Genomic DNA, 24,919 nt, shown 5'->3' with positions numbered 1-24,919 from the left:
GGATTGCCCGCTCTCTGCTCCGCCAGGAGGAAAGGCCTTGAAAGACCTACTGAATTTGCTGAAAAACCAGGGTCAAGTCGAAGAGTTCGACGCCATCCGTATTGGATTGGCCTCGCCTGAGATGATCCGTTCGTGGTCGTTCGGTGAAGTTAAAAAGCCGGAAACCATTAACTACCGTACGTTCAAACCAGAACGTGACGGCCTGTTCTGCGCCAAGATCTTTGGCCCGGTAAAGGATTACGAGTGCCTGTGCGGTAAGTACAAGCGCTTGAAGCACCGTGGTGTCATCTGCGAGAAGTGCGGCGTTGAAGTCGCGCTGGCTAAAGTTCGTCGTGAGCGCATGGCGCACATCGAGCTGGCCTCGCCAGTTGCCCACATCTGGTTCCTGAAATCGCTGCCGTCGCGTATCGGCTTGCTGATGGACATGACCCTGCGTGATATCGAACGCGTTCTCTACTTCGAGAGCTATGTCGTTATCGATCCAGGCATGACCACCCTTGAAAAAGGTCAGCTGCTCAATGACGAGCAGTACTTCGAAGCGCTGGAAGAGTTCGGCGACGATTTCGATGCCCGTATGGGTGCAGAAGCTGTCCGCGAACTGCTGCACGCTATCGACCTGGAACACGAGATTGGTCGTCTGCGCGAAGAAATTCCGCAAACCAACTCCGAAACCAAAATCAAGAAGCTGTCCAAGCGTCTGAAGTTGATGGAAGCCTTCCAGGGTTCCGGCAACCTTCCAGAATGGATGGTGCTGACCGTTCTGCCGGTTCTGCCGCCAGATCTGCGTCCACTGGTCCCGCTGGATGGTGGTCGCTTCGCGACTTCCGACCTCAACGATCTGTATCGTCGAGTGATCAACCGTAACAACCGTTTGAAGCGCCTGCTTGATCTGTCCGCTCCGGACATCATCGTGCGCAACGAAAAGCGTATGTTGCAGGAAGCCGTCGACGCACTGCTCGACAACGGTCGTCGTGGCCGCGCTATCACCGGTTCCAACAAGCGTCCTCTGAAATCCCTGGCTGACATGATCAAGGGTAAACAAGGTCGTTTCCGTCAGAACTTGCTCGGTAAGCGTGTTGACTACTCCGGTCGTTCGGTAATTACCGTAGGCCCGACCCTGCGTCTGCACCAGTGCGGTCTGCCGAAGAAGATGGCTCTCGAGCTGTTCAAACCGTTCATTTTCGGCAAGCTGGAAATGCGTGGTCTCGCGACCACCATCAAAGCTGCCAAGAAAATGGTTGAGCGCGAACTGCCAGAGGTTTGGGACGTTCTCGCTGAAGTGATCCGTGAACACCCGGTTCTCCTCAACCGTGCACCGACCCTTCACCGTCTGGGTATCCAGGCGTTTGAGCCGGTACTGATCGAAGGTAAGGCTATCCAGCTGCACCCTCTGGTCTGTGCTGCGTACAACGCCGACTTCGACGGCGACCAAATGGCCGTGCACGTACCGCTGACACTGGAAGCCCAGTTGGAAGCGCGTGCGCTGATGATGTCGACCAACAACATTCTGTCGCCAGCCAACGGTGAGCCAATCATCGTTCCGTCGCAGGACGTTGTATTGGGTCTGTACTACATGACTCGTGAAGCGATCAACGCCAAAGGCGAAGGTCGTGTATTCGCGGATCTGCAAGAAGTTGACCGTGTGTTCCGTGCCGGCGAAGCCGCACTGCACGCCAAGGTTAAAGTGCGGATCAACGAAACCGTAAACGATCGTGATGGCGGCAGCGTCAAGAACACCCGTATCGTCGACACCACTGTCGGCCGTGCGCTGTTGTTCCAGGTTGTTCCACCTGGCCTGTCGTACGACGTCGTCAACCAGCCGATGAAGAAAAAGGCGATCTCCAAGCTGATCAACCAGTGCTACCGCGTGGTTGGTTTGAAAGAGACCGTTATCTTCGCTGACCAGTTGATGTACACCGGTTTTGCCTATTCGACCATTTCCGGCGTTTCCATCGGTGTTAACGACTTCGTTATCCCGGATGAAAAAGCCCGCATCATCGGTGCTGCTACCGATGAAGTGAAAGAGATCGAAAGTCAGTACGCCTCCGGCCTGGTAACCCAGGGCGAGAAGTACAACAAAGTGATCGACCTTTGGTCCAAGGCGAACGACGAAGTTTCCAAGGCGATGATGGCCAACCTCTCGAAAGAGAAAGTCATCGACCGTCATGGTGTCGAAGTCGACCAAGAGTCCTTTAACTCGATGTACATGATGGCCGACTCGGGCGCACGGGGTTCTGCTGCGCAGATCCGTCAGCTCGCCGGTATGCGTGGCCTGATGGCCAAGCCGGACGGTTCCATCATCGAAACGCCGATTACTGCGAACTTCCGTGAAGGTTTGAGCGTACTTCAGTACTTCATCTCCACTCACGGTGCTCGTAAAGGTTTGGCGGATACCGCGTTGAAAACTGCGAACTCCGGTTACCTGACTCGTCGTCTGGTAGACGTGGCGCAGGATCTGGTTGTGACCGAGATCGATTGCGGCACCGAACATGGCCTGGTAATGACTCCGCACATTGAAGGCGGTGACGTTGTTGAGCCATTGGGTGAGCGCGTATTGGGTCGTGTCATTGCCCGTGACGTGTTCAAGCCAGGTACCGAAGAAATCATCGTTCCTGCCGGTACTCTGGTAGACGAGAAGTGGGTCGAGTTCATCGAGCTGAACAGCATCGACGAAGTGATCGTGCGTTCGCCGATCAGCTGCGAAACCCGCTACGGTATTTGCGCCAAGTGCTACGGCCGTGACTTGGCTCGTGGTCACCAGGTGAACATCGGTGAAGCGGTCGGCGTTATCGCCGCCCAGTCCATCGGTGAGCCGGGTACCCAGCTGACCATGCGTACGTTCCACATCGGTGGTGCGGCAAGCCGGACCTCCGCAGCCGACAGCGTTCAGGTGAAGAATGGCGGTACCGTCCGTCTGCATAACCTGAAGCACGTTGAGCGAGTGGATGGTTGCCTGGTTGCCGTGTCTCGTTCCGGTGAGCTGGCAATCGCTGATGACTTCGGTCGTGAGCGTGAGCGTTACAAGCTGCCGTACGGTGCTGTGATTTCGGTTAAAGAAGGTGACAAGGTCGACGCTGGCGCAATCGTGGCCAAGTGGGATCCGCACACTCACCCAATCGTTACCGAAATGAAAGGTACCGTGACCTACGTGGGCATGGAAGAAGGCATCACGATCAAGCGTCAGACTGACGAATTGACCGGTATGACCAACATTGAAGTACTCGACGCCAAAGACCGTCCAGCTGCCGGTAAAGATATCCGTCCTGCTGTGAAGATGGTTGATGACAACGGCAAGGATCTCTTGCTGCCGGGTACTGACGTAATTGCTCAGTACTTCCTGCCTGCCAACGCCCTGGTCGGCGTGGCGGACGGTGCGAAAATCGCGATCGGTGATGTTATCGCTCGTATTCCGCAAGAGACTTCGAAGACCCGTGACATCACCGGTGGTCTGCCGCGTGTTGCCGACTTGTTCGAAGCTCGTCGTCCGAAAGAAGCCTCGATTCTGGCTGAAGTCAGCGGCACCATCGCGTTCGGTAAAGAGACCAAAGGCAAGCGCCGTCTGGTTATCACCCCGAACGACGGTAGCGATCCGTACGAAGAGCTGATTCCGAAGTGGCGTCACCTGAACGTCTTCGAAGGCGAACAGGTAAACCGCGGCGAAGTTATCTCCGACGGTCCGAGCGATCCACACGACATCCTGCGTCTGCTGGGTGTAAGTGCGCTGGCCAAGTACATCGTGAACGAGATCCAGGACGTTTATCGTCTGCAAGGCGTGAAGATCAACGATAAGCACATCGAGACCATCTTGCGTCAGATGCTGCGTAAAGTTGAAATCGCTGAATCCGGCGATTCCAGTTTCATCAAGGGCGACCAGATGGAATTGACTCACGTTCTGGTAGAGAACGAGCGTCTGGCTGGCGACGAGAAATTCGTTTCCAAGTTCACTCGTGTGTTGCTGGGTATCACCAAGGCGTCGTTGTCCACCGAATCGTTCATCTCGGCGGCTTCCTTCCAGGAAACCACTCGTGTACTGACCGAAGCGGCGGTAACCGGCAAGCGCGATTACCTGCGCGGCCTGAAAGAAAACGTGGTCGTGGGTCGTTTGATCCCGGCCGGTACCGGTCTGGCTTATCACAGCGAGCGCAAGCGTCGCCGTGATGCTGACAAACCGTTGCGCGTAAGCGCCAGTGAAGTGGAAGCTGCACTGACCGAAGCGCTGAACTCGAGCGGTAACTGAGTTCTGCGGTAAATGAGTGTGAGGCCCTGATCATTCCGTTCATCGAATCGCGACAATTTGTCGAGGTTGGATGAGCGGGGAGTTCGGGGCCTTGCCTTGACTGGGGACAAGATCCTCTTTAGACTCTTGTACCCCTAAATTTGGCGGGAATTCGTTCCTGCCATTTTGCTTTTCTTGCAAGACAATAGCGTCGCAAGACAACAGTGGAGCTAGTAGATGGCAACTATCAACCAGCTGGTACGTCAGCCGCGTAAGCGTATCGTCGAGAAATCCGACGTGCCTGCGCTGCAGAACTGCCCGCAACGTCGTGGCGTATGCACCCGTGTGTATACCACCACGCCGAAAAAACCTAACTCGGCACTGCGTAAAGTATGCCGTGTGCGTCTGACCAACGGTTTCGAGGTTTCCTCGTACATCGGCGGTGAAGGCCACAACCTGCAAGAGCACAGCGTGGTACTGATCCGCGGCGGTCGTGTAAAGGACTTGCCAGGTGTTCGTTACCACACCGTACGCGGTTCTTTGGATACTTCCGGCGTTAAAGGTCGTAACCAGGGTCGTTCGAAGTACGGTACCAAGAAGCCTAAGTAGTAGCGGCTTTTTGTAAAAACTGATTTTCTATTTTTCTGAGTCGATAAGAGTAAGGTCGGAGGCGTCCCGAAAGGGCACCGATTCCGAGCGAACCTGAAGACCGTTTGAGGGCTTATCCATGCCAAGAAGACGCGTAGCAGCCAAGCGCGAAGTGCTTGACGATCCAAAATACGGAAGCCAAATCCTGGCCAAGTTCATGAACCACGTGATGGAAAGCGGCAAGAAAGCCGTTGCCGAGCGTATCGTTTATGGCGCGCTGGAAAAGGTTAAAGAACGCAAGAACAGCGACCCCCTGGAAATCTTCGAGAAAGCTCTCGACGCCATCGCTCCGCTGGTCGAAGTAAAGTCGCGCCGTGTAGGCGGTGCTACTTACCAGGTTCCGGTTGAAGTTCGTCCGTCCCGTCGTAACGCTCTGGCAATGCGCTGGTTGGTAGACTTCGCCCGCAAACGCGGCGAGAAGTCTATGGCTCTGCGTTTGGCTGGCGAACTGTTGGACGCTGCCGAAGGTAAAGGTGCTGCAGTTAAGAAGCGTGAAGACGTGCACCGTATGGCTGAAGCCAACAAGGCTTTCTCGCACTACCGCTTCTAATTTTAGCGTCACTAATTTTGCGAGGGCTTTATGGCTCGTACAACACCGATTAATCGCTACCGTAACATCGGTATCGTTGCTCACGTGGATGCTGGTAAAACCACCACCACCGAGCGCGTCCTTTTTTACACCGGCAAAAGTCACAAAATGGGCGAGGTGCATGACGGCGCCGCGACCACAGACTGGATGGTGCAGGAGCAGGAGCGTGGTATTACCATTACTTCTGCTGCTATTACCGCCTTCTGGCAGGGTTCCGAAAAGCAGCACAAAGACCAATACCGTTTCAACGTCATCGACACCCCGGGCCACGTTGACTTCACTATTGAAGTTGAACGTTCCCTGCGTGTTCTCGACGGCGCGGTCGTTGTGTTCTGCGGTACCTCGGGCGTTGAGCCTCAGTCGGAAACCGTATGGCGTCAGGCCAACAAGTACGGCGTTCCACGTCTTGTTTACGTAAACAAGATGGACCGTGCTGGTGCGAACTTCCTGCGCGTGATCGGTCAGATCAAGCAGCGTCTGGGTCACACTCCGGTGCCAATCCAGTTGGCTATCGGTTCCGAAGACAACTTCCAGGGTCAGATCGATCTGATGGCTATGGAAGCTGTTTACTGGAATGACTCCGACAAAGGCATGGTTCCAGTTCGTAAGCCTATCCCTGCTGAGCTGCAGGAACTGGCTAACGAATGGCGCGGCAACATGATTGAAGCTGCGGCCGAAGCCAGCGAAGAGCTGATGAACAAGTACCTCGAAGGTGAAGAACTCACCAACGCGGAAATCAAGGCCGCTCTGCGTCAGCGTACTATCGCTGGTGAGATCGTTCTGGCTGTTTGCGGTTCTTCCTTCAAGAACAAGGGTGTTCCCCTGGTTCTCGACGCCGTTATCGACTACCTGCCTGCTCCTACCGACATTCCTGCCATCAAGGGTACTGACCCGGATGACGAGACCAAGGAAATGGAGCGTCACGCAGACGACAGCGAGCCGTTCTCGGCTCTGGCGTTCAAGATCGCTACCGACCCATTCGTGGGTACCTTGACCTTTGTTCGAGTTTACTCGGGCGTGTTGGCCTCCGGCGACGGCGTGATCAACTCGGTTAAAGGCAAGAAAGAGCGTGTGGGTCGTATGGTGCAAATGCACGCAAACGCCCGTGAAGAAATCAAGGAAGTGCGCGCTGGTGACATCGCGGCCTTGATCGGCATGAAGGACGTCACCACTGGTGAGACTTTGTGCAACGCTGACAAGCCAATCATCCTGGTTCGCATGGACTTCCCGGAGCCGGTTATTTCGGTTGCCGTAGAGCCTAAGACCAAGGACGACCAGGAAAAAATGGGTATTGCTCTGGGCAAACTTGCTCAGGAAGATCCATCTTTCCGCGTCAAGACTGATGAAGAGACTGGTCAAACGATCATCTCCGGCATGGGCGAGTTGCACCTGGACATCCTGGTTGACCGGATGCGCCGTGAGTTCAACGTCGAAGCCAACATCGGTAAGCCTCAGGTTTCGTACCGTGAGCGCATCACGAAGAGCTGCGAAATCGAAGGTAAGTTCGTTCGTCAGTCCGGTGGTCGTGGCCAGTTCGGTCATTGCTGGATTCGTTTTGCTCCTGCTGACGAAGGTCAGGAAGGTCTGCAATTCCTGAACGAAGTAGTGGGTGGTGTGGTTCCTAAGGAATACATCCCGGCTATCCAGAAGGGTATCGAAGAGCAGATGAAGAACGGCGTTGTTGCCGGCTATCCGCTGATCGGCCTGAAGGCTACCGTGTTTGATGGTTCCTACCATGACGTCGACTCCAACGAGATGGCGTTTAAGGTGGCTGCTTCCATGGCGACCAAGCAACTGGCCCAGAAGGGCGGTGGTGAGTTGCTCGAGCCGATCATGGCGGTAGAGGTTGTTACACCTGAAGACTATATGGGTGACGTGATGGGCGACCTTAACCGTCGTCGCGGCATGATCCTGGGTATGGAAGATACGGTTTCCGGTAAAGTAATTCGTGCCGAGGTTCCGTTGGGCGAGATGTTCGGTTATGCGACCGACGTTCGTTCCATGTCCCAAGGTCGCGCAAGCTACTCTATGGAATTCAAAAAATACAATACGGCTCCGTCGCACATCGTCGAAACCGTTACCAAAAAACAAGGCTGATTCAGCCCCTTTAGGCTAGGAGTTAATTGTCGTGGCTAAAGAAAAATTTGATCGTTCCCTTCCGCACGTCAACGTTGGCACCATCGGTCACGTTGACCACGGTAAAACCACTCTGACCGCTGCTCTGACTCGCGTCTGCTCCGAAGTTTTCGGTTCGGCAAAAGTTGAATTCGACAAGATCGACAGCGCGCCAGAAGAAAAGGCTCGTGGTATCACCATCAACACCGCGCACGTTGAGTACAACTCTTCGATTCGTCACTACGCTCACGTTGACTGCCCAGGTCACGCTGACTATGTGAAGAACATGATCACTGGTGCTGCGCAGATGGACGGCGCGATCCTGGTTTGCTCGGCTGCCGATGGTCCGATGCCTCAGACTCGTGAGCACATCCTGCTGTCCCGTCAGGTAGGCGTTCCGTACATCGTGGTTTTCCTGAACAAGGCTGACCTGGTAGACGACGCTGAGCTGCTGGAACTGGTTGAGATGGAAGTGCGCGATCTGCTGAGCACTTACGACTTCCCGGGCGATGACACTCCAATCATCATCGGTTCCGCGCGTATGGCGCTGGAAGGTAACGACGAAAACGAAATGGGCACCACTGCCGTTCGTAAACTGGTTGAGACTCTGGACAGCTACATCCCAGAACCAGTTCGTCTGACCGACAAGCCATTCCTGATGCCAATCGAAGACGTATTCTCGATCTCGGGTCGTGGTACTGTTGTGACTGGTCGTATCGAGCGCGGTATCGTTCGCGTTCAGGATCCACTGGAAATCGTTGGTCTGCGTGACACCACCGTCACCACCTGCACCGGTGTTGAGATGTTCCGTAAGCTGCTCGACGAAGGTCGTGCTGGTGAGAACTGCGGCGTTCTGCTGCGTGGCACCAAGCGTGATGACGTTGAACGTGGTCAGGTTCTGGTTAAGCCGGGTTCGGTTAAGCCGCACACCAAGTTCACCGCAGAAGTTTACGTTCTGAGCAAGGAAGAAGGCGGCCGTCATACTCCGTTCTTCAAAGGCTACCGTCCACAGTTCTACTTCCGTACTACTGACGTGACTGGTAACTGCGAGCTGCCAGAAGGCGTTGAAATGGTAATGCCAGGTGACAACATCCAGATGACTGTCACTCTGATCAAAACCATCGCGATGGAAGATGGTCTGCGTTTCGCTATTCGTGAAGGCGGTCGTACCGTCGGCGCTGGCGTCGTAGCCAAAATCATCGAGTAAGCTCTTTTTGAGTAAGCTTTGATGATTTGAAAGAGCCCCCGCTTAGCGGGGGCTTTTTTATTGGGTTGACACCTATATGGGGCGTCTATAGAATTGCGCCTCCTTTTAACGGGCGTATTGCGCTCGGTGGGAATAGCAGCCGGAGTCTGAAATCCAATGCAAAATCAGCAAATCCGTATCAGGTTGAAGGCTTTTGACCATCGCCTGATCGACCAATCCACCCAGGAAATCGTGGAAACCGCGAAACGTACTGGTGCTCAAGTGCGTGGTCCAATTCCACTGCCTACCCGTAAAGAGCGGTTCACCGTTCTGGTCTCCCCGCACGTCAACAAAGACGCGCGTGACCAGTACGAGATCCGTACTCATAAGCGCGTTCTGGACATCGTCCAGCCAACGGATAAAACCGTTGATGCTCTTATGAAGCTTGATCTTGCGGCCGGTGTGGAAGTGCAGATCAGCCTCGGCTAAGACTCGGTCTTAGTCGTGTAACGCTCTGAAATGGGCGGCCATAGCGGGTGAAAGCCCCGTACACTCATGAGGTTTACAACATGACTATTGGTGTAGTCGGTCGTAAATGCGGTATGACCCGTATTTTCACCGAAGAAGGTGTCTCCATTCCGGTCACGGTCATTGAGATCGAGCCGAATCGCGTCACCCAGTTCAAAACTGAAGAGACCGATGGCTATCGTGCAGTGCAAGTCACTGTAGGCGAGCGTCGTGCTTCGCGTGTTACAGCTGCTCAGGCTGGCCACTTCGCTAAAGCGAACGTTGCCGCTGGTCGTACCGTAATGGAATTCCGTCTTGAAGAAGGCGAGTACCAGGCCGGCGATCTGATCAACGCTGAAATCTTCGCCGCTGGTCAACTGGTTGATGTAACCGGTCAGTCCAAAGGTAAAGGCTTCCAGGGTACGATCAAGCGTTGGAACTTCCGCGGGCAAGATAATACCCACGGTAACTCCGTGTCCCACCGCGTTCCAGGCTCTATCGGCCAGTGCCAGACTCCTGGTCGTGTATTCAAGGGCAAAAAAATGTCCGGTCATATGGGCGCTGAGCGCGTGACCGTGCAGTCCCTGGAAGTAGTGCGCGTGGACGCTGAACGCAATCTGTTGTTGGTCAAGGGTGCTGTTCCTGGCGCTACTGGCGGCAACTTGGTTGTACGTCCAGCAGCCAAGGCTCGCGGTTAAGGGGAAGCTGACATGCAATTAAATGTAAATGACGCTCAAGCGATCGAAGTTTCCGAACTGACATTTGGCGGCGAATTCAACGAGACGCTGGTTCACCAAGCAGTCGTGGCCTACATGGCCGGCGGCCGTCAAGGTAGCAAGCAGCAAAAGACCCGTTCCGACGTTCGTGGTGGCGGTAAGCGCCCATGGCGTCAGAAAGGTACTGGCCGTGCTCGTGCCGGTACTATCCGTAGCCCAATCTGGCGTGGCGGCGGTACCACTTTCGCAGCTCGTCCTCAGGATCACACCCAGAAGCTGAACAAGAAGATGTATCGCGCAGCAATGCGTTCCATCCTTGCTGAGCTGGTGCGTACTGATCGTCTGGTTGTGGTTCAGGACTTCGCTGTTGATGCACCGAAGACCAAAGATCTGCTGAACAAACTGACCGGCATGGGCCTGACTGACGTCTTGATCGTGTCTGAAGTAGTTGATCAGAACCTGTACCTGGCTGCTCGCAACCTGCCACACGTTGATGTACGTGACGTGCAAGGTTCCGATCCAGTTAGTCTGATCGCATACGACAAGGTGTTGATCACCGTGTCGGCCGTGAAGAAATTCGAGGAGCTGCTGGGATGAACCAGGAACGCGTATTTAAAGTTCTGCTTGGCCCGCACGTTTCCGAGAAGGCTACGGTTCTGGCTGACAAGAAAGGCCAGTTCGTTTTCAAGGTTGCAACTGATGCAACCAAGCTGGAAATCAAGAAGGCCGTCGAAAGCCTGTTCAGCGTGAAAGTAGAGCGTGTTACTACCCTGAATGTTCTGGGTAAGAGCAAGCGCACTGCTCGCGGTCTGGGCAAGCGTAATGACTGGAAGAAGGCAGTTATCTCCCTTCAGCCAGGCCAAGATCTCGATTTCAGCAGCAGTGCTGAGTAAGGAAGGGGTGCATCATGGCAATCGTTAAATGCAAACCGACTTCCCCTGGCCGCCGTTTTGTGGTCAAGGTGGTCAACCAGGAGCTGCATAAAGGCGCTCCTCACGCACCGCTGCTCGAGAAAAAATCGAAGACTGGTGGTCGTAACAACAATGGTCGTATTACCACTCGTCACATTGGTGGTGGCCATAAGCAGCATTATCGTCTGGTCGATTTCCGTCGCAACGACAAAGATGGCATTTCTGCCACTGTCGAGCGTATTGAATACGATCCAAACCGTACTGCTCACATCGCTCTGCTGCTGTACGCAGATGGCGAGCGTCGCTACATCATCGCCCCTAAAGGCGTGAGTGCTGGTGACCAGCTGATCGCAGGTGCTTTGGCACCGATCAAGCCGGGCAACGCTCTGCAACTGCGTAACATTCCAGTTGGTAGCACCGTACACGGCATCGAATTGAAGCCAGGTAAAGGCGCGCAAATCGCTCGTTCCGCTGGTGCTTCGGCTCAGCTGATCGCTCGTGAAGGTGTCTACGTGACCCTGCGTCTGCGTTCTGGTGAGATGCGTAAAGTGCTGGCTGAATGCCGCGCGACCCTGGGTGAAGTCTCGAACTCCGAGCACAGCCTGCGTTCGCTGGGTAAAGCTGGTGCCAAACGCTGGCGTGGCGTTCGCCCAACCGTTCGTGGTGTTGCCATGAACCCGGTTGACCACCCACATGGTGGTGGTGAAGGTCGTACCTCTGGTGGTCGTCATCCGGTATCGCCATGGGGCTTCCCGACTAAGGGCGCGAAGACTCGTGGTAATAAGCGTACCGACAAAATGATCGTCCGTCGTCGCAAGTAAATAGAGGGATACGACAGTGCCACGTTCTCTGAAAAAAGGTCCTTTTATTGATCTTCACCTACTGAAGAAGATCGAAGTGGCGGCGGAAAAGAACGATCGCAAACCAGTTAAGACCTGGTCGCGCCGTTCCATGATCCTGCCACAAATGGTCGGTTTGACCATTGCTGTGCATAACGGTCGTCAACATGTTCCAGTTCTCGTGAACGAAGACATGGTCGGCCACAAACTAGGCGAGTTTGCCGGTACCCGCACATATCGTGGGCACGTGGCAGACAAGAAAGCCAAGCGTTAAGGGGTAAGGAACGATGGAAGTAGCCGCTAAGTTGTCGGGCGCTCGAATCTCCGCCCAGAAAGCCCGCTTGGTCGCCGACCAGATCCGCGGGAAGAAGGTGGGCGAAGCGCTCAACCTGTTGGCTTTCAGCAGTAAGAAAGCCGCCGAGATCATGAAGAAAGTGCTGGAGTCGGCCGTAGCCAACGCCGAGCATAACGAAGGCGCAGACGTTGATGACCTTAAAGTCAGCACCGTTTTCGTCAACGAAGGGCGTTCGCTGAAGCGAATCATGCCACGTGCCAAAGGCCGTGCTGATCGCATCGTCAAGCGGTCTTGCCATATCACTGTCAAGGTTGCTGACAAGTAACGGAGTCGAAGAGATGGGTCAGAAAGTACATCCCATTGGCATTCGCCTGGGAATCGTCAAGGAGCACACCTCCGTCTGGTACGCAGACGGTCGGACTTATGCGGACTATTTGTTCGCTGATCTGAAGGTGCGTGAGTATCTCCAAGACAAACTAAAAAGCGCGTCCGTAAGCCGTATCGATATCCATCGTCCGGCTCAAACAGCACGTATCACCATCCACACCGCTCGTCCAGGTATCGTTATCGGGAAGAAAGGTGAAGATGTTGAGAAACTGCGTCAGGACCTGACCAAGCAAATGGGTGTGCCTGTGCACATCAATATCGAAGAAATCCGCAAGCCGGAGCTCGACGGTATGTTGGTTGCGCAGAGCGTAGCTCAGCAGCTGGAGCGTCGCGTAATGTTCCGTCGCGCTATGAAGCGCGCTGTACAGAACGCCATGCGCATTGGTGCCAAAGGCATCAAAATCCAAGTGAGCGGTCGTCTCGGCGGTGCTGAAATCGCACGTACTGAATGGTATCGCGAAGGTCGTGTGCCACTGCACACCCTGCGTGCCGACATCGACTATGCCAACTACGAAGCTCACACCACTTACGGTGTGATCGGTGTAAAGGTTTGGATCTTCAAAGGCGAAGTAATTGGTGGTCGCCAAGAAGAACTGAAACCACAAGCACCAGCGCCTCGTAAAAAAGCTGCTAAGTAAGGGGTACGCCAAATGTTGCAACCAAAGCGTACGAAGTTCCGCAAGCAGATGACAGGCCACAACCGTGGTCTGGCTCAGCGCGGTAGCAAAGTCAGCTTCGGCGAGTTCGCGCTGAAGTCTGTAGCTCGTGGTCGTCTCACCGCTCGTCAGATCGAGTCAGCGCGTCGTGCTCTGACCCGTCACGTTAAACGTGGCGGCAAGATCTGGATCCGTGTATTCCCGGACAAGCCTATTTCCAAAAAGCCACTCGAAGTTCGGATGGGTAAAGGTAAGGGTAGTGTGGAGTACTGGGTTGCCCAGATTCAGCCAGGCAAGGTCCTGTATGAAATCGAGGGCGTTACTGAAGAGCTGGCGCGTGAGGCTTTTGCCCTGGCTGCTGCAAAGCTGCCGCTCGCCACTGCCTTCGTTAAACGGACGGTGATGTGATGAAAGCGAACGAACTTCGTGAAAAAGACGCGCCGCAGCTTAACGAGCAACTGCTCGGCCTGCTGCGCGACCAGTTCAATCTGCGCATGCAGAAAGCAACTGGCCAGTTGGGGCAGTCTCACCTGCTCCGGCAAGTTAAGCGTGACATCGCTCGCGTGAAGACTGTGCTCAAACAGCAGGCAGGTAAGTAATCATGGCTGAAGCCGAAAAAACCGTCCGTACGCTGACTGGCCGTGTTGTCAGCGACAAAATGGACAAGACCATCACCGTTCTGATTGAGCGTCGCGTTAAGCACCCGATCTACGGTAAATACGTTAAGCGTTCGACTAAGCTGCACGCGCACGACGAAACCAATCAGTGCCACATCGGCGACAAAGTCACTATTCGTGAAACTCGTCCGCTGGCCAAGACCAAGTCTTGGGCATTGGTTGATGTTCTCGAACGCGCTGTGGAAGTCTAAGGACTAGGGGTCGGAGAAATTATATGATTCAGACTCAATCCATGCTCGATGTGGCCGATAACAGCGGCGCTCGCCGCGTTATGTGCATCAAGGTGCTGGGTGGCTCCCATCGTCGTTACGCTGGTATCGGTGACATCATCAAAGTTACCGTGAAGGAAGCAATTCCTCGCGGTAAAGTGAAAAAAGGCCAAGTGATGACTGCTGTTGTAGTCCGCACTCGTCACGGCGTACGTCGTGCTGATGGCTCCATTATCCGCTTTGATGGCAACGCTGCTGTTCTTCTGAACAACAAGCAAGAGCCGATCGGCACCCGTATCTTTGGGCCAGTGACCCGTGAACTTCGTACTGAGAAGTTCATGAAGATCGTCTCGCTCGCCCCAGAAGTGCTGTAAGGAGATCCGACATGCAAAAGATTCGTCGTGACGACGAGATCATCGTGATCGCCGGCAAAGACAAAGGTAAGCGCGGTAAGGTGCTTAAGGTTCTCGCTAATAACCGTCTGGTTATTGGTGGTCTGAACCTGGTTAAGCGTCATACCAAGCCTAACCCGATGTCGGGCGTACAAGGCGGTATCGTCGAAAAAGAAGCTCCACTGGACGCTTCTAACGTCGCCATTTTCAACGGCGAAACCAACAAGGCTGACCGCGTTGGTTTCAAAGTAGAAGACGGCAAGAAAATTCGTGTCTTCAAGTCGACCCAAAAAGCGGTTGATGCTTGAACACTGCTAGGTAGAAGACCATGGCACGACTAAAAGAGATTTACTGGAAGGAAATCGCACCGAAGCTTAAGGAAGAACTTAAGCTTTCGAACGTGATGGAAGTTCCACGCGTTACCAAAATCACCCTGAACATGGGTCTGGGCGAAGCTGTCGGCGACAAAAAAGTCATCGAACATGCTGTTGCTGACCTGGAAAAGATCACCGGTCAGAAAGTCGTTGTGACTTACGCTCGGAAATCCATCGCTGGCTTTAAAGTCCGTGAAGGTTGGCCGATCGGCGTCAAAGTGACTCTGCGCCGTGAGCGTATGTACGAATTCCTGGATCGTCTGCTGTCGATCTCCCTGCCTCGGGTCCGCGACTTCCGCGGCCTGAATGCCAAGTCCTTCGATGGTCGTGGTAACTACAGCATGGGCGTTAAAGAGCAGATCATCTTCCCGGAAATCGACTACGACAAGATCGATGCTCTCCGCGGTCTGGACATTACCCTGACCACCACTGCCAAGAACGATGATGAAGGTCGCGCGCTGCTGCGTGCTTTCAAATTCCCGTTCCGCAACTGATTGGAGTAGGAAAATGGCCAAGATGAGCATGAAAAACCGCGAGCTGAAGCGTCAGCTCACGGTTGCCAAGTACGCCAAGAAGCGTGCAGCACTGAAAGCTATCATCGTTGATCTGAACGCAAGTCCAGAAGCACGTTGGGAAGCTACAGTAGCTCTGCAGAAGCAGCCACGTGACGCAAGCGCTTCGCGCATGCGTAACCGCTGCCGCCTGACCGGTCGTCCACACGGCGTTTACCGCAAGTTCGGCCTCGGCCGTAACAAACTGCGTGAAGCTGCAATGCGTGGTGACGTACCTGGTCTGGTTAAAGCCAGCTGGTAAGCAATATCGAAGTCTCGGTGATCGGGATCGCAAGATCCTGACCATCGGTGACCTAGAACTTGAATCAAGCCCCTATTGGGGCTTGATTCATTTGTGGGGTGTGTCTAGAATACCCGGCTCGCCTGAGCCCGTGCTTTTTTCGCATGGATGAACTCGGCGACAAGTAGTAGCCGCAAGGCTAATTTTTTTGTATTAGGAGCGTCTAGCCCATGAGTATGCAGGACCCGTTAGCGGACATGCTAACTCGAATCCGTAATGCCCAGATGGCTGAAAAGTCCGTCGTAAGCATGCCATCTTCTACGTTGAAGGTAGCTGTTGCCAAAGTCCTGAAGGACGAAGGTTACATTGCGGGTTATCAGATCAGCAGCGAAATCAAACCACTGCTGTCCATCGAGCTGAAGTACTTCGAAGGCCGTCCGGTCATCGAGGAAGTGAAGCGCGTTAGCCGTCCAGGCCTGCGTCAGTACAAGTCCGTCGATGATCTGCCAAAAGTTCGTGGCGGTCTCGGTGTGTCTATCGTCTCCACCAACAAAGGTGTGATGACGGATCGTGCTGCGCGCGCTGCCGGTGTCGGCGGCGAAGTTCTTTGCACTGTGTTCTAAGGGGGGATAAGCATGTCACGCGTCGCTAAGAACCCCGTTAAGCTGCCAGCCGGTGTCGAAGTAAAATTCGCAGGCCAACAGCTTTCGGTGAAGGGTGCCAAGGGCACTCTCGAACTGAACATCCATTCGTCCGTTGAGATCGTTGAAGAAGCTGGTGAGCTGCGTTTCGCTGCTCGCAATGGCGATCAACAAACTCGCGCAATGGCTGGTACCACTCGTGCGTTGGTAAACAACATGGTCCAAGGCGTAAGCCAAGGCTTCGAGCGTAAGCTCCAGCTGGTCGGTGTTGGTTACAAAGCGCAAGCAAAAGGCACAGTGCTGAACCTGGCTCTTGGCTTCTCGCACCCAGTGGATTATGAACTGCCGGAAGGCATCACCGCTGAGACTCCTAGCCAAACCGACATCCTGATCCGGGGTATCGATAAGCAGCTGGTAGGTCAAGTGGCCGCCGAGATCCGCGACTTCCGTCCACCAGAGCCGTACAAAGGCAAAGGTGTGCGCTACGCGGACGAAGTCGTCCGTCGTAAAGAAGCCAAGAAGAAGTAGGGCATAGCAAATGACCGACAAAAAAGTTACTCGACTGCGTCGCGCTCGCAAAGCACGCCTGAAAATGCACGAACTCGAAGTCGTGCGTCTCTGCGTGTTCCGCTCGTCGCAGCACATCTACGCCCAGGTCATTTCGGCCGACGGCAACAAAGTCCTGGCATCTGCCTCGACTTTGGATAAAGAACTGCGTGATGGCGCCACTGGCAACATCGACGCGGCCACTAAGGTTGGCCAGCTGGTCGCTACGCGTGCTAAAGCCGCTGGCGTCTCGCAGGTGGCTTTCGACCGCTCTGGCTTCAAGTACCACGGCCGCGTCAAGGCGCTGGCTGATGCTGCTCGTGAAGCTGGGCTGGAGTTCTAAGTTATGTCAAATAACGACCAAAAGCGCGACGAAGGCTACATTGAGAAGCTGGTTCAAGTTAACCGCGTAGCCAAAACCGTAAAAGGCGGCCGTATCTTCACTTTCACCGCGTTGACCGTGGTTGGTGATGGTAAAGGGCGTGTTGGCTTCGGCCGTGGCAAGTCACGTGAAGTGCCTGCTGCGATCCAGAAGGCAATGGAAGCTGCTCGCCGCAACATGATCCAAGTTGATCTGAACGGCACCACTCTGCAGTACGCAATGAAGTCCGGTCACGGCGCTTCGAAGGTGTACATGCAGCCTGCTTCTGAAGGTACCGGTATCATCGCTGGCGGCGCTATGCGTGCTGTCCTCGAAGTTGCTGGCGTTCAGAACGTTCTGGCCAAGTGCTACGGCTCGACTAACCCGGTAAACGTGGTTCACGCCACTTTCAAAGGTTTGAAAGCTATGCAGTCTCCTGAATCCATTGCCGCCAAGCGTGGCAAAAGCGTCAAGGAGATCTTCTGATCATGGCTACCGTTAAAGTTACGCTGATCAAAAGCATGACCGGCCGCATCCCTAACCACAAACTGTGCGTTAAGGGTCTGGGTCTGCGTCGCATCGGTCACACTGTAGAAGTACTTGATACTCCCGAGAATCGCGGGATGATCAACAAGGCTTACTACATGCTGCGTGTCGAGGGTTAATCGATGAAACTCAATGATCTGAGTCCAGCGCCGGGTTCCCGTCGCGAAAAGCATCGTCCGGGCCGTGGTATCGGTAGTGGTTTGGGCAAGACCGGTGGCCGTGGCCACAAAGGTCAGTCCTCCCGCTCCGGTGGCACCATTGCTCCAGGCTTTGAAGGCGGTCAACAGCCGCTGCATCGTCGCCTGCCGAAATTCGGTTTCGTTTCCCTGAAAGCCATGGATCGCGCAGAAGTGCGTTTGTCCGAGCTGGCTAAAGTGGAAGGCGACATCGTCACCGTGCAGTCCCTGAAAGATGCCAACGTGATCAACGTCAACGTACAGCGTGTGAAAATCATGCTGTCCGGCGAAGTTACTCGCGCTGTCACCATCGGAAAGGGAATCGGCGCCACCAAAGGTGCGCGTGCGGCTATCGAAGCAGCTGGCGGCAAGTTCGAGGAATAAATGGCTAAGCAAGGTGCTCTCTCTGCGCTCGGCAAAGGCGGTATGTCTGAACTCTGGGCTCGTCTGCGTTTTCTGTTCCTGGCGATTATCGTCTACCGAATAGGCGCACACATCCCGGTTCCAGGTATCAACCCGGACCGACTCGCGGACCTGTTTCGACAGAATGAGGGGACCATTCTTAGCTTGTTCAACATGTTTTCCGGCGGCGCGCTGGAGCGGATGAGTATCTTTGCACTGGGGATCATGCCGTACATTTCGGCATCGATCATCATGCAACTGATGACCGCCGTCAGCCCGCAACTGGAACAGTTGAAGAAGGAAGGTGAAGCTGGCCGTCGCAAGATCAGCCAGTACACCCGCTACGGCACTGTCGTCCTCGCTCTCGTCCAGGCAATTGGCATGTCCATTGGCTTGGCAGGGCAGGGCGTTGCGTTCACTGGTGACTTTGGCTTCCATTTCGTCGCGGTATCCACTTTTGTGGCTGGTGCGATGTTCATGATGTGGCTGGGTGAGCAGATTACTGAGCGTGGTGTTGGCAACGGTATCTCGATGTTGATTTTTTCGGGTATCGTCGCCGGTCTTCCGAGAGCGATCGGGCAGTCTTTCGAGTCTGCACGTCAGGGTGATATCAACATCTTCGCCCTGGTTGCCATCGGTTTGCTGGCAGTAGCGATTATCGGTTTCGTGGTGTTCATTGAGCGTGGTCAGCGTCGTATTGCTGTTCACTACGCCAAGCGTCAGCAGGGCCGCAAGGTTTTCGCTGCGCAGACTAGCCACTTGCCGCTGAAGGTGAACATGGCCGGTGTTATTCCGGCCATTTTCGCGAGCAGCATTTTGCTGTTCCCGGCTTCGTTGGGTGCCTGGTTCGGTCAGTCTGAAGGTATGGGCTGGTTGCAGGACATCTCGCAGTCGATCGCTCCTGGTCAGCCGTTGAATATTCTGCTGTTTAGTGCAGGGATTATTTTCTTCTGCTTCTTCTATACGGCGTTGATGTTCAATCCGAAAGACGTAGCGGAAAACCTGAAGAAGTCCGGTGCCTTTATTCCGGGCATCCGTCCAGGTGAGCAGTCTGCGCGCTACATTGATGGCGTTCTGACTCGCTTGACCATGTTCGGTGCTCTTTACATGACGGCCGTGTGTCTGTTGCCCCAGTTCCTTGTGGTTGCGGCAAACGTACCGTTCTACCTTGGCGGGACCTCGTTGCTGATCGTCGTCGTGGTTGTGATGGACTTCATGTCCCAAGTACAATCGCACCTCGTTTCGCACCAGTACGAATCCCTGATGAAGAAAGCCAACCTGAAGGGTTACGGCAGCGGCATGTTGCGCTGAGTACCCATAAGGTTCGAGGAGTTGGTGATGAAAGTTCGTGCATCGGTGAAAAAGCTGTGCCGTAACTGCAAGATTATTCGCCGCGAAGGTGTTGTTCGAGTAATTTGCAGCGCGGAACCGCGTCACAAACAGCGCCAAGGCTGAGTGTGATTGTGCTTCAAGCCCGGTAGCTAGTGCGCTACCGGGTTGATTATTTGTTATTACAGCGATATTATCTCGCGCCCTATTTCTTGGCTTCCGGGGCGTAGGTAGCTGTCAATTGGAGTCCCACTGAATGGCCCGTATTGCAGGCGTTAACATTCCAGATAACAAGCATACTGTTATCTCGCTGACCTACATCTATGGTGTTGGTCGCACTACTGCACAGAAGATCTGTGCAGTGACTGGGGTAAACCCAGCCGCAAAGATCAAAGATCTGAGCGACGAGCAGATTGAACAGCTGCGTGGCGAAGTGGCGAAGTTCACCACTGAAGGTGACCTGCGTCGCGAAATCAACATGAAAATCAAGCGTTTGATGGACCTCGGTTGCTATCGCGGTCTGCGTCATCGTCGTGGTCTTCCAGTGCGCGGTCAGCGTACCAAGACTAACGCGCGTACCCGTAAAGGTCCGCGTAAGCCGATCCGCAAGTAATCGCCCCAGCGAATCGACAGGAAATTAATCATGGCTAAACCTGCTGCTCGTCCTCGTAAAAAAGTCAAAAAGACAGTGGTTGATGGCATCGCCCACATCCACGCGTCTTTTAACAACACAATCGTGACCATCACCGACCGTCAAGGCAACGCTCTTTCCTGGGCTACCTCCGGTGGTTCGGGTTTCCGCGGTTCCCGCAAGTCCACCCCGTTTGCTGCTCAAGTAGCTGCTGAACGTGCTGGTCAAGCTGCGCTGGAATACGGTCTGAAAAACCTCGACGTTAACGTCAAAGGTCCAGGCCCAGGTCGTGAATCTGCAGTCCGCGCTTTGAACGGCTGTGGCTACAAGATCGCCAGCATCACCGACGTGACGCCAATCCCGCACAACGGGTGCCGTCCGCCGAAGAAGCGCCGCGTGTAATCCAGGAGATTGTAAAGAATGGCTCGTTACATTGGTCCAAAATGCAAACTCGCTCGTCGCGAAGGCACCGATCTCTTTCTGAAGAGCGGCGTGCGCGCGATCGAATCGAAGTGCAACATCGAAGCAGCACCTGGTATCCACGGCCAACGCCGCGGTCGCCAGTCCGATTACGGCACCCAACTGCGTGAAAAGCAGAAGGTCCGTCGTATCTACGGCGTTCTCGAGCGTCAATTCAGCGGCTACTACAAAGAAGCTGCTGGCAAGAAAGGTGCAACCGGTGAAAACCTGCTGCAACTGCTCGAATGCCGTCTGGACAACGTTGTATACCGTATGGGTTTTGGCTCTACTCGTGCCGAATCCCGTCAGCTGGTATCGCACAAATCCGTCAGCGTTAACGGTCAGACCGTAAACGTGCCGTCTTACCAGGTTCGTGCTGGTGACGTGGTCGCGATTCGCGAGAAAGCAAAGAACCAACTTCGCATTGTCCAAGCTCTCGATCTGTGTGCCCAACGTGGCCGCGTAGAATGGGTAGAAGTAGACACTGAGAAGAAGTCGGGCGTTTTCAAGAACGTTCCTGCTCGCAGTGATCTGTCCGCCGACATCAACGAAAGCCTGATTGTCGAGCTCTACTCCAAGTAAGGGCTAGAAAATAGGTGCATCCATGCAGATTTCGGTAAATGAGTTCCTGACACCCCGCCATATTGATGTGCAGGTTGTCAGTCCAACCCGCGCCAAGATCACTCTCGAGCCTCTCGAGCGTGGTTTCGGCCACACCCTGGGCAACGCGCTGCGCCGCATCCTGTTGTCCTCAATGCCCGGCTGTGCAGTAGTCGAGGCCGAGATTGACGGTGTACTCCATGAGTACAGCGCCATCGAAGGCGTACAGGAAGACGTAATTGAAATCCTGTTGAACCTTAAAGGTCTGGCTATCAAGCTGCACGGTCGTGACGAAGTTACGCTGACCTTGTCGAAGAAGGGTTCGGGGGTGGTTACCGCTGCCGATATTCAGCTGGATCATGATGTCGAGATCGTTAACCCCGATCACGTAATCGCTAACCTGGCGTCTAACGGCGCCCTGAACATGAAGCTCACCGTAGCTCGTGGTCGTGGTTATGAACCGGCAGACTCGCGTCAGAGCGATGAAGACGAAAGCCGCAGCATCGGTCGCTTGCAGCTTGACTCTTCGTTCAGCCCGGTTCGCCGTATCGCATACGTGGTGGAAAACGCCCGTGTCGAGCAGCGTACTAACCTGGACAAGCTGGTTATTGATCTGGAAACCAACGGTACCCTGGATCCTGAAGAGGCTATCCGCCGCGCTGCAACCATTCTGCAACAGCAGTTGGCTGCGTTCGTCGACCTCAAAGGTGACAGTGAGCCAGTGGTTGTTGAGCAGGAAGACGAGATCGATCCGATCCTGCTTCGCCCGGTTGACGATCTGGAACTGACTGTACGTTCGGCTAACTGCCTTAAGGCGGAAAACATCTACTACATCGGTGACCTGATTCAGCGTACCGAAGTAGAGCTGTTGAAGACTCCGAACCTTGGCAAGAAATCCTTGACTGAAATCAAGGACGTTCTGGCCTCCCGCGGTCTGTCCCTCGGCATGCGCCTCGACAACTGGCCGCCTGCAAGTCTTAAGAAGGACGACAAGGCGACTGCCTGATCGTCGTAATCACCGAACGTCGTGTTTGGTAAGGAATGAACCATGCGTCATCGTAAAAGTGGTCGTCACCTGAGCCGCACTAGCTCGCACCGCAAGGCCATGTTTCAAAACATGGCAGTGTCGCTGTTCGAGCACGAGCTGATCAAAACTACACTGCCGAAAGCTAAAGAACTGCGTCGCGTTGCTGAGCCGCTGATCACTTTGGCCAAGACAGACAGCCTGGCTAACCGCCGTCTGGCTTTCGACCGTACTCGTTCGAAAGCTATCGTTGGTAAGCTCTTCAACGACCTGGGCAAGCGTTACGCTACCCGTGAGGGTGGCTACCTGCGCATCCTCAAGTGCGGTTTCCGCACTGGCGACAACGCGCCTATGGCGTACGTCGAGTTGGTTGATCGTGCTACCGGCGGTGAAGCTGTATCCGCTGAGTAAGACGTCAGTCTGAAACGAAGAACCGGGCCTAGTGCCCGGTTTTTTGTGCCTGATCGAAAAGCATCGCGGTCGACATACATTCCTGAATGTAATTAGTAATTATCTATCGATAGTCGCAAGTTAATGAATTTGTGGCTGTAACGTTCTTGATCAATACTCCCTCTCAGCCGATTAGCCGGCAGTTCAAGACTGACAGAGGAAGAGATCGCATGAGCCAAAATAAAACGCTTACCACCGCCAGTGGCGCTCCTGTCGCCGACAACCAGAATTCCCGTTCCGCCGGCCCTCGCGGCCCGCTGCTGCTCGACGACTTCCACCTGATCGAGAAGCTTGCCCACTTCAACCGTGAAAACATCCCTGAGCGTCGTGTGCACGCCAAAGGCTCGGGAGCTTACGGTACGTTCACCGTGACTCGGGATATCACCGAGTACACCAGCGCCAAACTGTTTGAATCCGTCGGTAAGCAAACGCCGACATTCTTGCGCTTCTCTACCGTCGGCGGTGAGCGCGGTTCGGCCGACACCGAGCGCGATCCGCGTGGCTTTGCCCTGAAGTTCTACACCGAAGAAGGCAACTGGGACATTGTTGGCAACAACACGCCCGTATTTTTTATCCGCGATCCACTCAAATTTCCGGACTTTATCCACACCCAAAAACGTCTGCCGCAAAGCAATCTGAAAAGTGCGCAGATGATGTGGGACTTCTGGTCGCACTCGCCTGAGGCGCTGCACCAGGTCACCATCTTGTTTTCGGACCGTGGCATTCCTGACGGATACCGCCACATGCATGGCTTTGGCAGCCACACCTACAGCCTGATCAGCGCCAAAGGCGAGCGGCATTGGGTTAAGTGGCACTACAAAACCAAGCAAGGCATCAAGAACCTCGCGCCGGCAGAAGCTGCACGCCTGGCCGGTACCGATCCGGATTACGCGCAGCGTGACCTGTTCGAGGCGATTGAGCGTGGTGACTTCCCGAAATGGCGTGTGTGCATCCAGATCATGTCTGAAGCACAGGCTGCGGCTCACTACGAGAATCCGTTCGACGTGACCAAAACCTGGTCGCAGAAAGAATTTCCGCTGATCGAAGTGGGCGAACTGGAGCTCAATCGTAATCCGCTGAACTACTTCGCTGAAGTGGAGCAGGCGGCGTTCGGTCCGAGCAACATGGTCCCCGGTGTTGGTCTGTCCCCCGATCGTATGCTCCAGGGGCGCGTGTTCGCTTATGCCGATGCCCACCGCTACCGTATCGGCACCAATCATCAACAACTGCCGGTGAATGCACCTCGTAGCCCGGTGAACAGCTACCAGCGCGATGGTTCGATGGCGTTTGGCAGCAATGGCGGGGCGGCACCGAACTACGAGCCGAACAGCTACGTCGAGTCGCCAAAGCAGGCTCCTCGCTACGCCGAGCCGCCTCTTGCGCTCAGCGGTGCGGCTGATCGATATGATCATCGCGAAGACACTGACTACTACAGCCATGCCGGCGCGCTATTCCGACTCATGAGCGATGAGCAGAGGGCCTTGTTGGTCAGGAACATTGCCGGTGCAATGGCCGGGGTTTCCGATGACGTGGTCGATCGTCAGTTGCAGCACTTCTACAGTGCCGACCCGGCGTATGGAGAAGCAATCGCGAAGGCGTTGGGCGTACAGCTTAACGAAGTCTAAACGAGAAGCAGAACCGCCCTTATTAGGGCGGTTTTGGCGTTATTTAAGCCACTTATCCCAGAATATCTTCGCTTTTATAGCGCAAACGAAGTGACCAAACAGTCTTCGTAGTTCAAACTACAGCCTTTCAAGCAGGGAGATGTAGGGCGATGCAAGGGCACCCAGACGTAATCGATTACCTCAACACGTTGCTGACCGGCGAACTGGCCGCGCGTGATCAATATTTCGTTCACTCGCGGATGTATGAGGACTGGGGATTCACCAAGCTCTACGAACGAATCAACCACGAGATGGAAGAAGAAGCAGGGCATGCCGATGCCCTGATGCGCCGTATTCTGATGCTTGAAGGCACGCCGCGCATGCGTCCGGATGACCTCGATGTCGGCGCCACCGTGCCGGACATGCTTGCCGCCGACTTGCGACTGGAATACAAAGTCCGCGCCGCCCTGTGCAAAGGGATTGAGCTTTGCGAATTGCACAAAGACTACGTTAGCCGCGAGATGCTGCGTATTCAGCTGAACGACACCGAAGAAGATCACACCTACTGGCTCGAGAAGCAGTTGGGTCTGATCAAGCTGATCGGTCTTGAGAACTACCTGCAATCCCACACCTGATTGCAC

At 54.6% G+C, this 24,919-nt stretch carries 35 protein-coding genes; all 35 read left to right on the top strand.

Annotation, left to right across the window (positions count from 1 at the left end; all coding sequences use genetic code 11):
- Positions 1-37 precede the first annotated feature (37 nt).
- The 35 genes from rpoC (at position 38) to bfr (ending at position 24,913) form a co-directional block, all read left to right on the top strand.
- Entirely contained in the window at positions 38-4,237 is a 4,200-nt protein-coding gene (rpoC, locus tag HNR03_RS23900) for a DNA-directed RNA polymerase subunit beta' (protein WP_007896632.1), read from the top strand.
- A gap of 216 nt (positions 4,238-4,453) precedes the next feature.
- Positions 4,454-4,825, top strand: a complete 372-nt coding sequence (gene rpsL / locus HNR03_RS23895; RefSeq protein WP_002555494.1) for a 30S ribosomal protein S12 — start codon at positions 4,454-4,456, stop codon at positions 4,823-4,825.
- 118 nt (positions 4,826-4,943) lie between these two features.
- Positions 4,944-5,414: a 30S ribosomal protein S7 gene (gene rpsG / locus HNR03_RS23890; protein ID WP_002555493.1), complete on the top strand. Its 471-nt coding sequence runs from the start codon at positions 4,944-4,946 to the stop codon at positions 5,412-5,414.
- A 30-nt stretch (positions 5,415-5,444) separates the two neighbouring features.
- Positions 5,445-7,550, top strand: a complete 2,106-nt coding sequence (gene fusA / locus HNR03_RS23885; RefSeq protein WP_090179220.1) for an elongation factor G — start codon at positions 5,445-5,447, stop codon at positions 7,548-7,550.
- Between the two features lie 31 nt (positions 7,551-7,581).
- Positions 7,582-8,775: an elongation factor Tu gene (gene tuf, locus HNR03_RS23880; protein WP_222588670.1), complete on the top strand. Its 1,194-nt coding sequence runs from the start codon at positions 7,582-7,584 to the stop codon at positions 8,773-8,775.
- Positions 8,776-8,931: 156 nt separating this feature from the next.
- Entirely contained in the window at positions 8,932-9,243 is a 312-nt protein-coding gene (gene rpsJ / locus HNR03_RS23875; RefSeq protein WP_003186070.1) for a 30S ribosomal protein S10, read from the top strand.
- 80 nt (positions 9,244-9,323) lie between these two features.
- Positions 9,324-9,959, top strand: coding sequence for a 50S ribosomal protein L3 (gene rplC, locus HNR03_RS23870; protein WP_003186059.1), 636 nt, complete (start codon positions 9,324-9,326; stop codon positions 9,957-9,959).
- A 12-nt stretch (positions 9,960-9,971) separates the two neighbouring features.
- Positions 9,972-10,574, top strand: coding sequence for a 50S ribosomal protein L4 (rplD, locus tag HNR03_RS23865; RefSeq protein ID WP_007896707.1), 603 nt, complete (start codon positions 9,972-9,974; stop codon positions 10,572-10,574).
- The gene (rplW, locus tag HNR03_RS23860; RefSeq protein WP_002555488.1) at positions 10,571-10,870 is read left to right on the top strand and encodes a 50S ribosomal protein L23; all 300 of its coding nucleotides are present in this window, start codon (positions 10,571-10,573) and stop codon (positions 10,868-10,870) included. Before rplD ends, rplW begins: the two co-directional genes overlap by 4 nt.
- A gap of 14 nt (positions 10,871-10,884) precedes the next feature.
- Positions 10,885-11,709, top strand: coding sequence for a 50S ribosomal protein L2 (gene rplB / locus HNR03_RS23855; protein WP_003176423.1), 825 nt, complete (start codon positions 10,885-10,887; stop codon positions 11,707-11,709).
- A 16-nt stretch (positions 11,710-11,725) separates the two neighbouring features.
- On the top strand, positions 11,726-12,001 hold the full coding sequence (gene rpsS / locus HNR03_RS23850; protein ID WP_002555486.1) for a 30S ribosomal protein S19: 276 nt from the start codon (positions 11,726-11,728) through the stop codon (positions 11,999-12,001).
- 13 nt (positions 12,002-12,014) lie between these two features.
- A complete protein-coding gene (gene rplV, locus HNR03_RS23845; RefSeq protein WP_003103908.1) occupies positions 12,015-12,347 on the top strand; it encodes a 50S ribosomal protein L22 in 333 nt (110 codons plus the stop codon).
- Positions 12,348-12,360: 13 nt separating this feature from the next.
- A complete protein-coding gene (rpsC, locus tag HNR03_RS23840) occupies positions 12,361-13,047 on the top strand; it encodes a 30S ribosomal protein S3 (protein WP_003176422.1) in 687 nt (228 codons plus the stop codon).
- Between the two features lie 12 nt (positions 13,048-13,059).
- Positions 13,060-13,473: a 50S ribosomal protein L16 gene (rplP, locus tag HNR03_RS23835; protein ID WP_008145497.1), complete on the top strand. Its 414-nt coding sequence runs from the start codon at positions 13,060-13,062 to the stop codon at positions 13,471-13,473.
- Positions 13,473-13,664: a 50S ribosomal protein L29 gene (rpmC, locus tag HNR03_RS23830; RefSeq protein ID WP_008030901.1), complete on the top strand. Its 192-nt coding sequence runs from the start codon at positions 13,473-13,475 to the stop codon at positions 13,662-13,664. The genes rplP and rpmC overlap by 1 nt, the downstream gene beginning before the upstream one ends.
- Before the next feature lie 2 nt (positions 13,665-13,666).
- Positions 13,667-13,933 (top strand): 30S ribosomal protein S17, encoded by a 267-nt coding sequence (gene rpsQ, locus HNR03_RS23825; protein ID WP_003176419.1) that lies wholly within the window; start codon positions 13,667-13,669, stop codon positions 13,931-13,933.
- A 23-nt stretch (positions 13,934-13,956) separates the two neighbouring features.
- Entirely contained in the window at positions 13,957-14,325 is a 369-nt protein-coding gene (rplN, locus tag HNR03_RS23820) for a 50S ribosomal protein L14 (RefSeq protein ID WP_002555479.1), read from the top strand.
- An 11-nt stretch (positions 14,326-14,336) separates the two neighbouring features.
- A complete protein-coding gene (gene rplX / locus HNR03_RS23815; RefSeq protein ID WP_003176416.1) occupies positions 14,337-14,651 on the top strand; it encodes a 50S ribosomal protein L24 in 315 nt (104 codons plus the stop codon).
- Positions 14,652-14,671: 20 nt separating this feature from the next.
- Complete coding sequence (rplE, locus tag HNR03_RS23810) at positions 14,672-15,211, top strand: 50S ribosomal protein L5 (RefSeq protein ID WP_003176415.1); 540 nt, start codon at positions 14,672-14,674, stop codon at positions 15,209-15,211.
- A 13-nt stretch (positions 15,212-15,224) separates the two neighbouring features.
- The gene (gene rpsN / locus HNR03_RS23805) at positions 15,225-15,530 is read left to right on the top strand and encodes a 30S ribosomal protein S14 (protein ID WP_003176414.1); all 306 of its coding nucleotides are present in this window, start codon (positions 15,225-15,227) and stop codon (positions 15,528-15,530) included.
- 209 nt (positions 15,531-15,739) lie between these two features.
- A complete protein-coding gene (gene rpsH, locus HNR03_RS23800; RefSeq protein WP_003186040.1) occupies positions 15,740-16,132 on the top strand; it encodes a 30S ribosomal protein S8 in 393 nt (130 codons plus the stop codon).
- Between the two features lie 12 nt (positions 16,133-16,144).
- Complete coding sequence (rplF, locus tag HNR03_RS23795) at positions 16,145-16,678, top strand: 50S ribosomal protein L6 (protein WP_007896774.1); 534 nt, start codon at positions 16,145-16,147, stop codon at positions 16,676-16,678.
- Positions 16,679-16,688: 10 nt separating this feature from the next.
- On the top strand, positions 16,689-17,039 hold the full coding sequence (rplR, locus tag HNR03_RS23790; RefSeq protein WP_003186037.1) for a 50S ribosomal protein L18: 351 nt from the start codon (positions 16,689-16,691) through the stop codon (positions 17,037-17,039).
- Between the two features lie 3 nt (positions 17,040-17,042).
- The gene (gene rpsE, locus HNR03_RS23785) at positions 17,043-17,543 is read left to right on the top strand and encodes a 30S ribosomal protein S5 (protein ID WP_007943782.1); all 501 of its coding nucleotides are present in this window, start codon (positions 17,043-17,045) and stop codon (positions 17,541-17,543) included.
- 2 nt (positions 17,544-17,545) lie between these two features.
- Positions 17,546-17,722, top strand: a complete 177-nt coding sequence (gene rpmD / locus HNR03_RS23780) for a 50S ribosomal protein L30 (RefSeq protein WP_003186033.1) — start codon at positions 17,546-17,548, stop codon at positions 17,720-17,722.
- Between the two features lie 3 nt (positions 17,723-17,725).
- Positions 17,726-18,163, top strand: coding sequence for a 50S ribosomal protein L15 (gene rplO / locus HNR03_RS23775; protein WP_007896782.1), 438 nt, complete (start codon positions 17,726-17,728; stop codon positions 18,161-18,163).
- Positions 18,164-19,492, top strand: coding sequence for a preprotein translocase subunit SecY (gene secY / locus HNR03_RS23770; protein WP_003228718.1), 1,329 nt, complete (start codon positions 18,164-18,166; stop codon positions 19,490-19,492).
- Between the two features lie 27 nt (positions 19,493-19,519).
- On the top strand, positions 19,520-19,636 hold the full coding sequence (gene rpmJ / locus HNR03_RS23765) for a 50S ribosomal protein L36 (protein ID WP_002555468.1): 117 nt from the start codon (positions 19,520-19,522) through the stop codon (positions 19,634-19,636).
- 130 nt (positions 19,637-19,766) lie between these two features.
- Entirely contained in the window at positions 19,767-20,123 is a 357-nt protein-coding gene (gene rpsM / locus HNR03_RS23760) for a 30S ribosomal protein S13 (protein WP_003186020.1), read from the top strand.
- 30 nt (positions 20,124-20,153) lie between these two features.
- On the top strand, positions 20,154-20,543 hold the full coding sequence (gene rpsK / locus HNR03_RS23755) for a 30S ribosomal protein S11 (RefSeq protein ID WP_002555466.1): 390 nt from the start codon (positions 20,154-20,156) through the stop codon (positions 20,541-20,543).
- 18 nt (positions 20,544-20,561) lie between these two features.
- Positions 20,562-21,182, top strand: coding sequence for a 30S ribosomal protein S4 (gene rpsD, locus HNR03_RS23750; RefSeq protein WP_003210056.1), 621 nt, complete (start codon positions 20,562-20,564; stop codon positions 21,180-21,182).
- A 22-nt stretch (positions 21,183-21,204) separates the two neighbouring features.
- Entirely contained in the window at positions 21,205-22,206 is a 1,002-nt protein-coding gene (locus tag HNR03_RS23745) for a DNA-directed RNA polymerase subunit alpha (RefSeq protein ID WP_003186012.1), read from the top strand.
- A 42-nt stretch (positions 22,207-22,248) separates the two neighbouring features.
- The gene (gene rplQ, locus HNR03_RS23740; RefSeq protein WP_007943777.1) at positions 22,249-22,635 is read left to right on the top strand and encodes a 50S ribosomal protein L17; all 387 of its coding nucleotides are present in this window, start codon (positions 22,249-22,251) and stop codon (positions 22,633-22,635) included.
- A 209-nt stretch (positions 22,636-22,844) separates the two neighbouring features.
- Positions 22,845-24,299, top strand: coding sequence for a catalase (locus tag HNR03_RS23735; protein ID WP_259156200.1), 1,455 nt, complete (start codon positions 22,845-22,847; stop codon positions 24,297-24,299).
- A 149-nt stretch (positions 24,300-24,448) separates the two neighbouring features.
- The gene (gene bfr / locus HNR03_RS23730) at positions 24,449-24,913 is read left to right on the top strand and encodes a bacterioferritin (protein ID WP_259156199.1); all 465 of its coding nucleotides are present in this window, start codon (positions 24,449-24,451) and stop codon (positions 24,911-24,913) included.
- Positions 24,914-24,919: the final 6 nt, after the last annotated feature.

The organism is Pseudomonas sp. JAI111, assembly GCF_024809425.1.
In the GTDB taxonomy this organism is placed as follows: Bacteria; Pseudomonadota; Gammaproteobacteria; order Pseudomonadales; family Pseudomonadaceae; genus Aquipseudomonas.
The sequence above is the reverse complement of the archived record's forward strand: the minus strand, read 5'-3'. Positions and strand labels throughout refer to the sequence as shown.

Excerpts from the sequence above, each read along its gene's own strand:
- rpsL (WP_002555494.1), top strand. The coding sequence starts at position 4,454 with ATGGCAACTATCAACCAGCTGGTACGTCAGCCGCGTAAGCGTATCGTC.
- rpsG (WP_002555493.1), top strand. The coding sequence starts at position 4,944 with ATGCCAAGAAGACGCGTAGCAGCCAAGCGCGAAGTGCTTGACGATCCA.
- fusA (WP_090179220.1), top strand. The coding sequence starts at position 5,445 with ATGGCTCGTACAACACCGATTAATCGCTACCGTAACATCGGTATCGTT.
- rpsJ (WP_003186070.1), top strand. The coding sequence starts at position 8,932 with ATGCAAAATCAGCAAATCCGTATCAGGTTGAAGGCTTTTGACCATCGC.
- rplC (WP_003186059.1), top strand. The coding sequence starts at position 9,324 with ATGACTATTGGTGTAGTCGGTCGTAAATGCGGTATGACCCGTATTTTC.
- rplD (WP_007896707.1), top strand. The coding sequence starts at position 9,972 with ATGCAATTAAATGTAAATGACGCTCAAGCGATCGAAGTTTCCGAACTG.
- rplW (WP_002555488.1), top strand. The coding sequence starts at position 10,571 with ATGAACCAGGAACGCGTATTTAAAGTTCTGCTTGGCCCGCACGTTTCC.
- rplB (WP_003176423.1), top strand. The coding sequence starts at position 10,885 with ATGGCAATCGTTAAATGCAAACCGACTTCCCCTGGCCGCCGTTTTGTG.
- rplV (WP_003103908.1), top strand. The coding sequence starts at position 12,015 with ATGGAAGTAGCCGCTAAGTTGTCGGGCGCTCGAATCTCCGCCCAGAAA.
- rpsC (WP_003176422.1), top strand. The coding sequence starts at position 12,361 with ATGGGTCAGAAAGTACATCCCATTGGCATTCGCCTGGGAATCGTCAAG.
- rplP (WP_008145497.1), top strand. The coding sequence starts at position 13,060 with ATGTTGCAACCAAAGCGTACGAAGTTCCGCAAGCAGATGACAGGCCAC.
- rpmC (WP_008030901.1), top strand. The coding sequence starts at position 13,473 with ATGAAAGCGAACGAACTTCGTGAAAAAGACGCGCCGCAGCTTAACGAG.
- rpsQ (WP_003176419.1), top strand. The coding sequence starts at position 13,667 with ATGGCTGAAGCCGAAAAAACCGTCCGTACGCTGACTGGCCGTGTTGTC.
- rplN (WP_002555479.1), top strand. The coding sequence starts at position 13,957 with ATGATTCAGACTCAATCCATGCTCGATGTGGCCGATAACAGCGGCGCT.
- rplX (WP_003176416.1), top strand. The coding sequence starts at position 14,337 with ATGCAAAAGATTCGTCGTGACGACGAGATCATCGTGATCGCCGGCAAA.
- rplE (WP_003176415.1), top strand. The coding sequence starts at position 14,672 with ATGGCACGACTAAAAGAGATTTACTGGAAGGAAATCGCACCGAAGCTT.
- rpsN (WP_003176414.1), top strand. The coding sequence starts at position 15,225 with ATGGCCAAGATGAGCATGAAAAACCGCGAGCTGAAGCGTCAGCTCACG.
- rpsH (WP_003186040.1), top strand. The coding sequence starts at position 15,740 with ATGAGTATGCAGGACCCGTTAGCGGACATGCTAACTCGAATCCGTAAT.
- rplF (WP_007896774.1), top strand. The coding sequence starts at position 16,145 with ATGTCACGCGTCGCTAAGAACCCCGTTAAGCTGCCAGCCGGTGTCGAA.
- rplR (WP_003186037.1), top strand. The coding sequence starts at position 16,689 with ATGACCGACAAAAAAGTTACTCGACTGCGTCGCGCTCGCAAAGCACGC.
- rpsE (WP_007943782.1), top strand. The coding sequence starts at position 17,043 with ATGTCAAATAACGACCAAAAGCGCGACGAAGGCTACATTGAGAAGCTG.
- rpmD (WP_003186033.1), top strand. The coding sequence starts at position 17,546 with ATGGCTACCGTTAAAGTTACGCTGATCAAAAGCATGACCGGCCGCATC.
- rplO (WP_007896782.1), top strand. The coding sequence starts at position 17,726 with ATGAAACTCAATGATCTGAGTCCAGCGCCGGGTTCCCGTCGCGAAAAG.
- secY (WP_003228718.1), top strand. The coding sequence starts at position 18,164 with ATGGCTAAGCAAGGTGCTCTCTCTGCGCTCGGCAAAGGCGGTATGTCT.
- rpmJ (WP_002555468.1), top strand. The coding sequence starts at position 19,520 with ATGAAAGTTCGTGCATCGGTGAAAAAGCTGTGCCGTAACTGCAAGATT.
- rpsM (WP_003186020.1), top strand. The coding sequence starts at position 19,767 with ATGGCCCGTATTGCAGGCGTTAACATTCCAGATAACAAGCATACTGTT.
- rpsK (WP_002555466.1), top strand. The coding sequence starts at position 20,154 with ATGGCTAAACCTGCTGCTCGTCCTCGTAAAAAAGTCAAAAAGACAGTG.
- rpsD (WP_003210056.1), top strand. The coding sequence starts at position 20,562 with ATGGCTCGTTACATTGGTCCAAAATGCAAACTCGCTCGTCGCGAAGGC.
- HNR03_RS23745 (WP_003186012.1), top strand. The coding sequence starts at position 21,205 with ATGCAGATTTCGGTAAATGAGTTCCTGACACCCCGCCATATTGATGTG.
- rplQ (WP_007943777.1), top strand. The coding sequence starts at position 22,249 with ATGCGTCATCGTAAAAGTGGTCGTCACCTGAGCCGCACTAGCTCGCAC.
- HNR03_RS23735 (WP_259156200.1), top strand. The coding sequence starts at position 22,845 with ATGAGCCAAAATAAAACGCTTACCACCGCCAGTGGCGCTCCTGTCGCC.
- bfr (WP_259156199.1), top strand. The coding sequence starts at position 24,449 with ATGCAAGGGCACCCAGACGTAATCGATTACCTCAACACGTTGCTGACC.